Consider the following 12,897-nt stretch of genomic DNA (forward strand, 5'->3'; position numbering starts at 1 on the left):
CCGTCTACCCCGGGGGCCGGGACCGTGCCCGCTTCAGGGCCCGGTGGAGTTTTACGTTCGCTGCCTCCAGCTCCAGCACCTTGGCGACGCCGGCGAGGTTGAGTCCCTGCTCGAGGAGTTCACCGATCCGCAGCAGCACGGCAATGTCGTCGTCGCTGTACTGCCGGGTGCCGCCTGCCGTCCGGGAGGGGGTGAGCAGTCCCTTGGTTTCGTACAGCCGGATGTTCTGCTGCCCGGTGCCGGCCAGCTTGGCCGCCACGGAGATGGCATAGAGCGCCCGTCCGCCGGCGGGGCGGGGTGCCCGCCCCGGTCCTGGTTCCGCCATGTCGCCTCCACAGTCCTCGATGCCTAAAAATCCCGGGATGCCGGTATTGCCTCAGTTTCCCACGGGTGCTATAAAAAATCTATATTCACCACCATAGATCGGCGGATGGATAGCACAGATCCAACACCTGGAAAGCTAAGGAGTGGGAAATGATGTTGATGCGTACGGACCCGTTCCGTGAGCTGGACCGGCTCACGCAGCAGGTCTTTGGAACTGCCGCCCGCCCGGCAGCCATGCCGATGGACGCCTGGCAGGAAGACGGCGAGTTCGTAGTGGCTTTCGACCTTCCGGGCGTCAAGGTCGACTCCCTGGACCTGAATGTTGAACGCAACGTCCTGACGGTCCGGGCCGAGCGCCAGGACCCCACGCAGCCGAACGTCGAACTCTTGGCCTCCGAGCGGCCGCGCGGCGTCTTCAGCCGCCAGCTGATCCTGGGCGACACCCTGGACACGGACAACATCAAGGCCAGCTACGACCAGGGTGTCCTGACGCTGCGGATTCCCGTGGCGGAGCAGGCCAAGCCGCGCAAGATCGAGATCGAAACCCAGCAGGGCAAGCGGCAGGAAATCTCAACCTAGCCCCCGGAGTGTTCCCTGCGACGGCGGCGGCACGTGCCCGCGGCGGGCCGCCGCCGCCGTCGGAAGGGGCGGAGGCCACCATGGCAGAGACACCTGACTACTACGGCACCCTGCACGTCCGGCCGGACGCCAGCCGGCAGGAAATTTCCCGCGCGTACCGGTCCCTGATGCGCAGCCACCACCCCGATGTGGACGGCGGCGCCGCTCCTGAAGGGGAGTTGCTGCGCATCATGCAGGCCTACCAGGTCCTGCGCGACCCGCAGCGCCGCGCGGACTACGACAAACAGCAGGCCGCGGCCGCTCCCATTGTGATACCGGTCCGGAAGGTGCGCCCGCGCGGGACGCCGTCCGGAGACACCATCCGGGTCACCCCCGTGCGCTGGGAGAGCGGGCCGTGGGCCAGGAACCGGCACGACTGACCGCGAGGAGGCGGAAAACCGCATGAGCGAATGGCGGCGCTACGATTCACACCTGATTCCGGCATTCCACGAGCGTTTCGAGCAGCGGTGGGGCGCCGGGACGGCACCCTTCCTGGACCCGGAAGCCCATGAGGAGCCGCTGCCGCGGGCGCAGTGGATCAACCCCGCCACCGGCGCTGCCCTTGCCGTGGTGCCCGTGTGGACGGCGGATGAGAAGCAGCAGAGGTCCTTCGGCGTGTTCTACCTTCCGCCGGCGGGTGACATTTGGGTCCTCCGGCCCGGCTACACGGGGTACCTGGAACCAGGCGACGGCGAATCGGAACATCTGGTTACCCTGCGCAACGATGCTTTCCGGAAGGCGGTGGCACACGCCAAGGAGTTCCTGTTCGGCTCGCAATAGCGCCGCAGCGGTCCTGCTCGTCAGCAGGCTTACGGTATGCCATCCTGAGACGTACTGACCACCGTGACAAGAAGGCGCGCCCATGCACATCACCGCGAAGGAACTCGCAGCACTTATCCCGCCGGGGTTCACGCTGGGTGTGGCCACCGCAGCCTTCCAGATTGAAGGCGCACTTGATGAGGACGGGCGCGGGCGCGCCGGCTGGGATGAGTTCGCGGCCAGGCCCGGGGCCATCGTGGACAACCACAGTCCCGTCACGGCCTGCGACCACTACCACCGCATGCCCCAGGACGTTGCCCTGATGAAGCAGCTGGGCGTGGACTCCTACCGGTTTTCGTTTGCCTGGCCCCGGATCCAGCCCACCGGCCGCGGCCCCGCCAACAGGGCAGGCCTGGCCTTCTACGACCGGCTCCTCGACGAACTGCTGGCGAGCGGGATCTCGCCCATGGCCACCATTTACCACTGGGACACCCCGCTGGAGCTGGACAGGGCTGACGGCTGGATGAACCGCGATACCGCGTACCGGCTGGGGGAGTACGCCGCGGTCCTGGCCGAGGCATTCGGTGACCGGGTGGCCCGGTGGGTCACCATCAACGAACCGGCCACCGTCAGCGCCAACGGCTACGCGTTCGGGCTCCACTCGCCCGGCAAGGAGCTTGCCCTGGGGGCCTTCCCCACGGTCCACCACCAGCTCCTGGGCCACGGCCTGGCCGTGCAGGCCCTGCGGGCGGCACGGGTGCCCGGCGAAATCGGCATGACCAACGTCTACTCGCCAATGGTGCCGAACTCCGCCAACCCGCTGGACCGGATCAGCGCCGGGTTGATGGACCTGGGACAGAACCGGCTCTACGCGGACCCGGTCCTCACCGGAAAGTATCCGGACCTGATCCGGGCCGCCAAGTTCTTCAGCTCCTTCGATCACCCCGAGGAGGACATGGAGATCATCTCCCAGCCGCTGGACTTCTACGGGCTCAACTACTACATGCCCACCAAGGTGGCCGCCGGACCGGGCGGGGGCGCCGTGCCGGCCAGCATGGCCGAAGCCATGGGCAGCGACCTCAGTGCCGCCGGAAGCGGCGGGACCCCGTTCCACGTTGAGACATGGCCGGAAGCGGACATCACCTCCTACGGCTGGCCGGTCAAGCCCGAGTACATGGCCGTGGCACTGAAGGAGATGGCGGAGCGGTACCCGAACCTTCCCCCGGTAATCCTCACCGAGGGCGGAGCCAGCTTTGAGGACATCATCGTCCGGGACAAGTCCACCAATACCAGGTTCATCCCGGATGAGCGCCGGCTGAAGTACCTGTCGGACCACCTGGAAACGGCACTGCGGGCTACGGCGCCGGGCGGCGAGGCCGAGTCCGTGGACCTGCGCGGCTACTACGTGTGGTCCCTGCTGGACAATTTCGAGTGGTCCGCCGGGTACCACCAGCCCTTCGGGCTTCTGCACGTGGACTTCGAAACGCTCGAACGGACACCGAAGGCGTCCTACTTCTGGCTGCAGGAGCTCATCGAGGAGCGGGACCTGGCCCTGGCGGCGGAGGCGACCATCGCGCAGGCCGTCTCCGAGGACTTTGACACGGAAACGGCCGACGACGGCGTGGCCCCGCTGGGTGCCGAAGGGCAGGAAGTCCGGGGCTAGGTGTACTCAGGCCACGCACGGGCCGTCGCCCGGACCGAGGCGCGTTCGACGCTGGGGCAGTGGATCTTCGTGGCCGCCCCGTCCGGGGCGGCGTCCAGCCCCAGCAGCATCCGAACCCCCGCCGCGCCCAGTTCGTAGTGCGGCAGGGACACCGTCGACAGCGGAGGGCGCAGGTGCGCGGCGATAACCTCCTGGTTGTCGAACCCCACCACCGCGATGTCGTCCGGGATGGAAAGCCCATGCTCGCGCAGGCCGTCGTAGAGGCCCATCGCCATGCGGTCGTTGTAGCAGTAGACGGCCGTGGTGTGCCGTTTGAGGAGTTCCGCGGTGGCGCCGTATCCCCCTTCCTGGTCCGGATAGGCCTCCAGGACAAGTTCCGGGTCGAAGGGAATCCCGGCAGCCTCCAGCGCTTCCCGGTATCCCAGGAGCCGGCCGTCCTTGGCCGGCGCCGGGATGGTGGCGTTGATGAAGGCGATGCGGGTGTGGCCGTGCCGCAGCAGGATCTCTGTGGCGGACCGGCCGCCCTGGACCTCATCCGGAACAACAGCGCGGGTGTCCGGCTCGTCGGAGAAGCAGTTGACCAGGACAAAGTCCGCTTCCCGCAGGGAGGCCGGGACCTGCGTCTGCCGGTGGAACCAGGTGGAGTAGAGGATGCCGCGGACCTTGTATTCCAGCATCATGCCGATGGCATCCTGTTCGAGTTCCCGGTTGCCCTCGGTGTTGGCGATCAGGAGCGCGTAGCCGTGCTTCCATGCCTCGTCCTGGGCGCCGTGGATGATCTGGCCCGCGAAGGGGGTGGTGGCCACCCCGTCCGCCACCAGTCCGATGAACCGGGAGGTCCCGCTGACCAGGGTCTTGGCCATCGCATTGGGGCGGTACCCGAGCGCCCGGATGGCGTCGTTGACGCGGCGGCGGGTTTCCTCGCCGATCCTGGCGTCCTTCTTCTTGTTGACCACCAGCGACACGGTGGCGGTGGAAACCCCGGCTGCCTCGGCGACGTCGCGGAGGGTGACGGGGTTGGCGCGCTCAGCCGGCCGCCGGGCACGCCCGCCCGCACTTTTCTCCATTGAACTCATCTGCCCTCCTTCAGGAGTATAACCATCCGCCTGGGCCGTCATCCCTTCGTCGCCCCGCTCTCCAGGCCCTGGATCATGGCCTTGTTCAGCACCAGGAACACCAGCAGCAGCGGGGTGATGGTGACGCACACGGCGGCGAAGGTTGCCGTCCAGTCAACCTTGCCCATGGCGCCGATATAGTTCTGCAGGCCCAAGGGAATGGTCTTCAGGTCCTCGGACAGGACGAACGTGTTGGCGAAGATGAAGTCGTTCCAGATGAAGATGCTGTTGACCAGCACCACCGTGACCACGGTGTTCAGGGACAGCGGCATGGTGATCAGCCCGAAGATGCGGTAGGGGCCGGCACCGTCCAGGGACGCCGCCTCGTAGGTTTCCTTGGGGATGTATTCGTAGAACGAGGAGAAGAGGTAGATGGACATCGGCAGGGAGAAGCCGGCCAGCGGGATGATCATCGACTGGTAGGTGTCGAGCAGGTTCACCGCCGAGTAGTCGATGAACAGGGGCACCAGGGCGATCTGGACCGGGACGATGATGCCGATCAGGAACAGCCCGCGGACCAGCCTGCTGAACCGGAAGCCCAGCACCTGGATGGCATAGGCGGCCATCATGCCCAGCAGGACGATGAGGACGTTGGCGCCCATGGTCACCACGAAGCTGTTCAGGATGTTCCGGCCCAGGTCTCCGGTTTCGAACGCCCGGGCGTAGTTTTCCCAGGTGAGCGAGGTTGGCAGGGCGAAGGGGTCTCCGGTGGCGAAGTCGTGTTCGCTGCGGAGGCTGGTCAGGAACAGCCACGCGAGCGGGTAGACCTGGACGATCACGATGAGCATGATCAGCACGCGGGACAGGGTGCGGAACAGGTCCGGCCGGCGCCTGCGGCGTTTTTCCGCCTGCCGTGGAGGTACGACGGCGGCGGGCGGCGTGGGCGGGGCTGCCTGGGTGATCATGAGTCTGCCTTCCGCTTGAGCAGGAACAGGATGAGGCCGACGGCAACCAGGCATTCGATCACGATGAACACCGAGATGGTGCTGGCGTAGCCGAAGTCCGTGCTGGTGAATGCCGTCTTGTACATGTACGTGGTGAGCAGTTCGGAGGACTGTCCCGGGCCGCCGTTGGTCATCAGGTAGGGGATGTCGAAGCCGCGCAGCCCGTAGGTGGTGGCCATGATGGTGGTGGTGATCCATACGGGGCGGATGTAGGGGAAGCGGATTTTGGTGAAGAGCGTCCACCGGGAAGCCCCGTCCAGGACGGCAGCTTCTTCAAGCTCCTTGGGCACCGCGAGCAGTGCCGCGTAAATGATCAGCATGTAGAGTCCGGTGAAGCGCCAGCCTTCGGGGGCGGAGACGGCGGCCAGGACCGTGTTGACGTCCGAGAGCCAGGGCCGCTCCAGGCTGCCGAGGCCGATCCAGTGGAACAGCTGGTTGAGCAGGCCGACCGGTTCCAGGGAGTAGATCCGGACGAAGAGGAACGCGATGGCCACGGTGGAGATGACGGCGGGCAGCAGGTAGAGGGTCTTGATGAGTTCGCGGCCGCGGCGCAGCGAGGTCAGGAGGCTGGCAACCACCAGGGCCCCGCCGAGCTGCAGGACCAGGCAGATGGCCAGGTAGATGAGCGCGTTGCCGAACGCCCGCCAGAAGATATCGTCGCCGCTGAGCATCCGGACGTAGTTCTCCAGCCCCACGAACTCCATGTCCGTGATGCCGTTCCAGCTGAAGAAGCTCAGGAACAGCGACTGAAGGATGGGGAAGAGCACGGCTGCACCGTAGAGCAGCAGGGGCGGGAGCAGGAAGACCAGGACCGAGGTCCGTGACCTGTTGGGGAGCATCCTGTTGGATTGCATGGCTGGGCCTTTCGGGCGGGGGACCGGTCGGGTCCCCCGCCGCAGTGGTTATGTGTAGGAGCAGTGCCTACTTGAAGAACTTCGGGGCGTTTTGGGCGATGGTGCTGTCCATGGTTTCGGTGAACTGCTGAGGCGTGACCTCGCCCTGCACCAGCAGGACCAGCTCCTGCTGCAGCCTGCCATTGGTGGTTGGGTCCAGCTGCGTGTCCCACGGCATGGCCTGCCTGCTGCCAAGGTCCTTGGCCTGGTCCAGGGCCTTGCGGTACAGCGGGGTGGCGTTGGCCGGGACGGTGGTTTCGACGTCGGTGGTGGGGGAGAGCGCGCCCGTTGCGGCGTACTCGGCGGGGTACTTCTCCAGTGCGAATTTCAGGAAGTCGCTCACCAGGGGGTCGTACGTCTTGGCGTTCACGGCCATGCCGATGCCTGAGGGGGACACAAACTCGTTTGCCGCTGTCACGGACCCGGCGGTGGTGGGCAGGGTAAAGAAGTCGATATCGTCCCGGACGGCCGGGTTGAGTTTGTCCGTGGCCAGGCTGGGCAGCTCCCAGGTGCCGATGTTGTACATGGCGGCCTGGCCGGAGGTGAACTGGTTTTGCGCGTCCGAATAGCCCTGCGCCGAGAAGCCGTCCTGGAAGCACTTGGCCTTCCCCAGTTCGGCCATCCAGGTGACGGTCTTCTGGCCGGCCGCGTCGCTGAACTTCGCTTCGCCCTTCTTCAGTTTCTGCACGAAGTCCGGTCCGGCTTCGCGGAACGGCTGGTACGCGACGTAGCGCTCCAGCGGCCACTGGTCCTGCCCGTCGATGGCGATGGGTGTGATTCCGGCCTGGCGCAGGGCCGTGCACATGGCGGGGATGTCATCGAGTGATTTCGGCACACTGACTCCGGCCTTTTCCAGCAGCGCCTTGTTGTACCAGATGAACTCCAGCTCGAACTGGAACGGGATCATGTACAGCGATCCGTCATCAAAACGCTGGTAGTCCAGGGCGCCCGGGCGGTAGTTGTCGTACACGCCCAACGATTCCAGGAGCTTCCCGGCGTCCACCATCTTTCCCTGCTTGGCCAGCTGATGCGCGAACGGCGTCGCGTCGGTGTCGAACAGTTCGGGCAGCTTGTTGGCCGCGGCGAGGGTCTCCAGTTTCTGGATGTAGGACGGCCGGTCAGGGGTAGTGATCAGGTTCAGTTCGAAGCCGGGGTGGTCCTTGGCGTAGTCGTCGGCGAGCTTCTTCATGATGTTGATGACGGCGCCGTCCGCCGGGCGGGACAGCAGCCACGATATTTCACGCGGCTTGATCTCGCCGGTGGGGCTGACGTTGGCGGGGCCGGAGGAGCTGCCGCCGCCACAGGCGGTCAGCGCAAGGGCGGCAACGGCCGCTGCGGCTGCGGTGCGGAGCAGGTTCTTCATTGGTCAATCTCCTTTGACTGGAACAGGTCTGATGCGGGAACGGGGGTATTCAGTTGTCGGTGCGCTTGCGTATGTCGAGTGCGGTGACGGTGATGGAGCCTTCGCCGGCGAACACACCAAGTGCCCCGGTGGGGAAGTCATAGATCCTGGTGCTGAGGGCAACCTGCCGGTCGACGACGGCGACGCACAGGTCGCCGTCCACCACTACTTCCAAGGTGTGCGCACCGGGCGGGAGCGCGCAGGGGCGTTCGAGCTCGATCGCGTAGGGCACGTCGCCCGAGACGTGCCACTGGGCGTCGCCGGTGGCCGCGCGCGGCCAGCGGTCGAAAACCAGGCGTCCGCGCTTCGGTTCAAGGCGGAGGACGTAGGAACGGTCGCCGTCCCGGCCGGAGCGCAGCAGCAGGCCGCATTCCGTGGTGTCCGCCTGGATGTCCAGCACTGCCCTGGCATAGAACTGCGTGGGCAGGTCGTGATCCGTGACCACGGCGGTGTACCCGTCGGGGGCCTCCAGCCGGAGCGGCAGCTGGCCCTGAACCGGTTGCCTGTGCAGTTCCAGCGGCACGCCGTCCCAGAAGCTGTCCACCAGTTCGTCGGCGAAGCCAAACGCCAACGTCCCGTCGGGATTCTGCCGCGCCTCCAAAACCGCCATGGTGCCCGCCCACTGCCAGGCGCCGTCGTCGGAATTTCCCTCCTTGCTGGCAATCCAGCCGAAGAAGAAGCGGCGGCCGTCGCGTTCTGCCGTCTTGGAGGCGTAGAAGGCGCGTCCGTCGATGCTGTCCCGCGGCGGGACGGTCCATGGGCCGGCAGGGCTTTTCGCCATGCGGTACCTGGTGGTGAAGGTTTCGGAGAACTCCGAGTAGACCATGTACCACCAGCCGCCCCACTCGAAGACGTCCGGGCATTCGTGGGTGATGTAGCGGCGGGGATCCCAGAACGGGTCCGCATAGTCCCAGGCCATCAGGTCCGTGGAGGTGCACTGGGCGATGACGCCGCGGCGGCGCTCCGGCCCGTCCGAATGCCGGGCCGCCAGAAGCATCCGCCAGACGCCTGCGGCCTCATCCCGGAAGACGAAGGGGTCCCGCCAATCCGCGGATTCGTACCCCACCGGCGCGCCGAACGTGAGCTCCGGGTGCTTGACCCAGGTGGCCATGCCGTCCGTGCTGGTGGCATGCATCACCAGCTGCAGCGGAAGGCCGTCGCTGCCCGTGTTGGCCGGGTTCTGGCCGGTGTAAAAGAGGTGGTGGATGCCGGATTCGTCCGTCACGACGCTGCCGGTGTAGCAGTTGAAGTCCGGTTCATCCGCGGTCCCGTGCGGGAGGGCCACTCCGTGGTCCTGGAACTGGATGAGGTCCTTGGTTGTGACGAGGTTCCAGGACGTCCCGGGCTTGGGGTCGGCCCGGACTTCGTGAAGGTAGAAGAGCCGGAATTCGCCGTCCTTCTGGAACGGGATAAGGTCCCCGACCCACGCATCGTTGGGCTGGAAAAAGACTGGATAGCTCATCGGCGGTGATGTCCATTTCTGCTAAAGCGTTTGATCACCATGAAGGTAGCGCCTGGGAGGTGTGTTGATCAAGCGTTTTAGCAAAAGAATTTTTCCGGTGCCCTGTTTGCAGGATTGTGACGCCGATTACTTTCCTGAACCCCTTGACCGGGGAAAACGCCCGGAGGTAAGTTCTCCTGCTAAAGCGCTTGATCAGCGCACTCCCCCGAGAGGAAGTCAACGATGACTCATGCCATCTCCCGCCGCCGGATCCTGCAGGGTACCGGAGCAGGGGCGCTCGCCCTGGTTGCCGGCGGCGCCCTGGCCGTTCCCGCCACTGCCCTGGCCTCCCAGCGGGCCAGGTTCCACATGACACCGCCCTCCGGCTGGCTGTGCGACCCCCAGCGGCCGGTCTTTGTCAACGGCGCCTACCACCTGTACTACCTGCACTCCACGCAAAACAACGGCCAGGGCGGGTGGGACCACGCCACCACCGCCGACGGCGTGCACTTCACCCACCATGGGGACGCGCTGCCGCTGCAACCGGACTTTCCGGTCTGGTCCGGCTCCGCGGTGGTGGACACCGCCAACACGGCCGGCTTTGGCGCCGGTGCCATCATTGTGCTTGCCACCCAACCCACAGACGGCATCCGAAAGTACCAGGAGCAATACCTGTATTGGTCAACCGACGGCGGCTACACCTTCACGGCGCTGCCCGAACCGGTGATCGTCAATACCGACGGCCGGAACGCCACGACCCAGGCGGAAATCGACAACGCGGAATGGTTCCGCGACCCGAAAATCCACTGGGATGCCGCCCGCGGCGAGTGGGTGTGCGTTATCGGCCGTGCCCGCTATGCCGCGTTCTATACATCCGGCAACCTGCGTGACTGGCAGCTTAAGCGGAACTTCGACTTCCCCAACCACGCCCTCGGCGGGATAGAGTGCCCCGACCTGTTCCAGATGAAGGCCGACGACGGCACCTGGCACTGGGTGCTGGGTGCCAGCATGGATGCGTACAGCATCGGACTGCCCATGACCTACGCCTACTGGACGGGGACGTGGGACGGGGAGCAGTTCCTGGCTGACGACGTTGACAACCCGCAGTGGCTGGACTGGGGCTGGGACTGGTATGGCGCGGTGTCCTGGCCTGCGGCGGAGGCGCCGGACACCAGGCGCTACGCGATCGGCTGGATGAACAACTGGAAGTATGCCGCGCGGGACGTCCCCACGGATGCCACCGACGGGTACAACGGACAGAACTCGGTGGTGCGCGAGCTGCGGCTCCAGCGCCAGCCGGAAGGGTGGTACAGCCTGCTCAGCAGTCCGGTCGCCGCGCTCGCCGGATACGCCACCGCCACTACGGTGTTTCCGGACCGGACAGTGGACGGCACCGCAGTCCTGCCGTGGAACGGCAGGGCCTACGAACTCGAGCTCGACATTTCCTGGAACTCCGCCGCCAACGTAGGAGTTTCGGTGGGCCGCTCCCCGGACGGCAGCCGGCACACAAATATCGGCAAGTACGGTGCCGACCTGTACGTCGACCGTGCCCCGTCTGACCTGGCCGGGTATTCGCTGGTTCCCTATACGCGTGCAGCGGCACCCATCGACGCCGCCGCGAGATCGGTGCACCTTCGGATCTTCGTGGACATGCAGAGCGTTGAGGTGTTCGTCAACGCCGGCCACACGGTGCTGTCCCAGCAGGTGCACTTCGCCGACGGCGACACCGGCATATCGTTCTATACGGACGGCGGGCCGGCGACGTTTTCCGGCATTACCATCCGGGAGTTCAGGCTGCAGGTGGCCTGAAGCGCCGCCCGTTCAGAGCATGCCCAGCATGGACAGCTGCTTGGCCATCCCGGCTCCGTCGGGGGAGTAGATCCATGGCACCTTGGAGGTGGTGTGGTCGCCGTCTTCCGAGTGGCCGCCGGCGAACACGGATTCGCTGATGGACAGCTGGCGGATGGCGATCGCCGCAACCTTGTCCGGATTTTCGGCGGCGAACGCGGAATAGATGGCCTCGTCATGCTGGCCGTTGTCGCCGATCAGGAGCCACCGCATATCGGGGAACTCCTGGCTGAGCCGCTCCAGGTTGCGGTGCTTGTGGTCCTGGCCGCTGCGGAACCAGCGGTCCTGGGTGAGGCCCCAGTCGGTGAGCAGCAGCGCACCCTTCGGGTACATGTTGCGTCCCAGGAAGCGGGCGAGGGTCGGTGCCGCGTTCCAGGGGCCGGTGGAGAGGTAGATGACCGGCGCATCGGGGTATTCGATGGTCAGCCGGTCCAACAGCACCGCCATCCCGGGGGTAGCCATGCGGGCGCGCTCGCTCAGGACGAAGGTGTTCCAGAGTGCCAGGAACGGGCGGGGAAGTGCAGTGACCATGACGGTGTCATCGATATCGGACACGATGCCGAACTTCACGTCCGGGGCAATCACCTGGATGAGCGCTTCGACGGGGTCGGTGCCTTCCGCCTGCAGCACGGCGGTGTGCCAGCCGGGGGACAGCCGGACGTCCACCTCGGTATCGATCAGCCCGCCCCGGTCTGCCCGGACATGGGTCACGACGTCGCCGATGGTGATCGTGACATCGACGAACTGCAGCGGGACGCCGGTGAACGCGCGCCACCCGCGGACGTTCTGGGTGCCGTTCTTCGCTTCCGCCTCGGCCTTGCTGCCCGGCAGCGGCTTCTGGGTCATCAGCACCCGGCCCAGCACCCGGACCTGGTTGGTGGATCCGTAGCCCTGGTAGGCGATGGTCTGCGGCACGAATTTCCACCGCTTGGCCAGCCTGATGCGCACGTCGTTGAAGGCATCGGAAAGCCTGTGGGCAAGCCGGAACACCTGGTTCCCGGCCAGGCCGGTCGTGTTGTCCCGGTCTCCTGCGGGAGAGCCTGCTGCGTTCCAGGGCGCGTTCTGCGGAGCACTGTCCATGGGTCCACTCTGCCACAGCGCGGGGCCCGGCGCGGAGGCGGCGGCGCCCCGCGCTGGAAGGTGACGCAGTCCCGGTGCCCTACATCCCCAGGATCGCCTGCAGGGTCCCGGCGTTCCGCACTGCGTTGCCGCCGCCGTCGTTATTGAAATACGCGTACACGTCCAGGCCCCCGCCTGCCCACCCGCGGATCCTGTCGGCCCACCAGTGCAGGTCCGCATCGGAGTAGGAGCCGGCGTAAAGGTGCTGGTGGTCCGGCCCGTGCAGCCGCACGTAAGCGAACGGTGCGGTGGTGCGCAGGATGCACGGAAGGTTGGCGCCGCTCATGATGCAGTACGCCGCCTGGTGCCGCTCCAGCAACGCGAACACCTCGGGGTCCTCCCAGGTGGGGTGCCGGAATTCCACCGCGACCCGGATCCAGGGCGGCACCGACGCAAGGAAATAGTCCAGCCGGGCATCATCCCGCTCCATCTGGGGCGGCAGCTGGACCAGGAGGACTGCCCGCTTGTCACCCAGCTCGTGCCAGCAGCGGGTGATCCGTTCCAGCCACACCTCCGGAGAGTACAGCTTCCGTGCGTGGGTGAGGCCGCGGGGAGCCTTCACGGACATGGTGAAACCGGCGGGCAGGCGCCGGTTCCAGCCGGCAAACGTGGTGTCCCGCGGCCAGCGGTAGAAGCTGGCGTTGAGCTCCACCGTGTCGAACCGCGCAACGTAGTGCTGCAGCCTGTCCTTCACGGGCAGCTTTGGCGGGTAGAGGACGTTTTCCCAGTGGTCGTAGCTCCACCCCGAAGTGCCGATATGGACCGCCATTC

Annotated in this window: 13 protein-coding genes; 5 read left to right on the plus strand and 8 right to left on the minus strand. The window is 66.1% G+C overall.

Translation table 11 applies throughout. The features are described from left to right. Positions 1-4: 4 nt before the first annotated feature. On the minus strand, positions 5-325 hold the full coding sequence (locus tag ACYQ1Z_RS03935) for a MerR family transcriptional regulator (RefSeq protein ID WP_459791188.1): 321 nt from the start codon (positions 323-325) through the stop codon (positions 5-7). 152 nt (positions 326-477) lie between these two features. Here ACYQ1Z_RS03935 and ACYQ1Z_RS03940 point away from each other — a divergent pair, with 152 nt between their 5' ends. The 4 genes from ACYQ1Z_RS03940 to ACYQ1Z_RS03955 all read left to right on the plus strand — a co-directional run bounded on the left by ACYQ1Z_RS03940 (position 478) and on the right by ACYQ1Z_RS03955 (position 3,364). Further along, positions 478-903: an Hsp20/alpha crystallin family protein gene (locus tag ACYQ1Z_RS03940; protein ID WP_459791236.1), complete on the plus strand. Its 426-nt coding sequence runs from the start codon at positions 478-480 to the stop codon at positions 901-903. Between the two features lie 80 nt (positions 904-983). Continuing rightward, positions 984-1,322 (plus strand): DnaJ domain-containing protein, encoded by a 339-nt coding sequence (locus ACYQ1Z_RS03945; protein WP_459791189.1) that lies wholly within the window; start codon positions 984-986, stop codon positions 1,320-1,322. 22 nt (positions 1,323-1,344) lie between these two features. Beyond that, positions 1,345-1,722, plus strand: a complete 378-nt coding sequence (locus tag ACYQ1Z_RS03950; RefSeq protein ID WP_459791190.1) for a hypothetical protein — start codon at positions 1,345-1,347, stop codon at positions 1,720-1,722. An 82-nt stretch (positions 1,723-1,804) separates the two neighbouring features. Further along, on the plus strand, positions 1,805-3,364 hold the full coding sequence (locus ACYQ1Z_RS03955) for a glycoside hydrolase family 1 protein (RefSeq protein ID WP_459791191.1): 1,560 nt from the start codon (positions 1,805-1,807) through the stop codon (positions 3,362-3,364). On the opposite strand, the gene ACYQ1Z_RS03960 is transcribed toward ACYQ1Z_RS03955, so the two are convergent. The 5 genes from ACYQ1Z_RS03960 to ACYQ1Z_RS03980 all read right to left on the minus strand — a co-directional run bounded on the left by ACYQ1Z_RS03960 (position 3,361) and on the right by ACYQ1Z_RS03980 (position 9,180). Continuing rightward, entirely contained in the window at positions 3,361-4,440 is a 1,080-nt protein-coding gene (locus tag ACYQ1Z_RS03960; protein WP_459791192.1) for a LacI family DNA-binding transcriptional regulator, read from the minus strand. The genes ACYQ1Z_RS03955 and ACYQ1Z_RS03960 overlap by 4 nt on opposite strands. Positions 4,441-4,478: 38 nt before the next feature. Next, positions 4,479-5,384, minus strand: coding sequence for a carbohydrate ABC transporter permease (locus tag ACYQ1Z_RS03965; RefSeq protein WP_459791193.1), 906 nt, complete (start codon positions 5,382-5,384; stop codon positions 4,479-4,481). Beyond that, a complete protein-coding gene (locus ACYQ1Z_RS03970; protein ID WP_459791237.1) occupies positions 5,381-6,262 on the minus strand; it encodes a carbohydrate ABC transporter permease in 882 nt (293 codons plus the stop codon). Before ACYQ1Z_RS03970 ends, ACYQ1Z_RS03965 begins: the two co-directional genes overlap by 4 nt. Before the next feature lie 82 nt (positions 6,263-6,344). Further along, complete coding sequence (locus tag ACYQ1Z_RS03975) at positions 6,345-7,679, minus strand: ABC transporter substrate-binding protein (RefSeq protein ID WP_459791194.1); 1,335 nt, start codon at positions 7,677-7,679, stop codon at positions 6,345-6,347. 49 nt (positions 7,680-7,728) lie between these two features. Then, a complete protein-coding gene (locus tag ACYQ1Z_RS03980) occupies positions 7,729-9,180 on the minus strand; it encodes a glycoside hydrolase (RefSeq protein ID WP_459791195.1) in 1,452 nt (483 codons plus the stop codon). Between the two features lie 222 nt (positions 9,181-9,402). Between ACYQ1Z_RS03980 and ACYQ1Z_RS03985 the strand changes: the two genes are divergently transcribed. Further along, entirely contained in the window at positions 9,403-10,968 is a 1,566-nt protein-coding gene (locus tag ACYQ1Z_RS03985; RefSeq protein WP_459791196.1) for a glycoside hydrolase family 32 protein, read from the plus strand. Positions 10,969-10,980: 12 nt separating this feature from the next. Here the strand turns inward: ACYQ1Z_RS03985 and ACYQ1Z_RS03990 are convergent, their stop codons facing one another. After that, positions 10,981-12,087, minus strand: coding sequence for an App1 family protein (locus ACYQ1Z_RS03990; RefSeq protein WP_459791197.1), 1,107 nt, complete (start codon positions 12,085-12,087; stop codon positions 10,981-10,983). 79 nt (positions 12,088-12,166) lie between these two features. After that, complete coding sequence (locus ACYQ1Z_RS03995) at positions 12,167-12,895, minus strand: DUF72 domain-containing protein (protein ID WP_459791198.1); 729 nt, start codon at positions 12,893-12,895, stop codon at positions 12,167-12,169. Between the last annotated feature and the right edge of the window lie 2 nt (positions 12,896-12,897).

It is taken from the genome of Arthrobacter sp. AD-310, assembly GCF_054656615.1.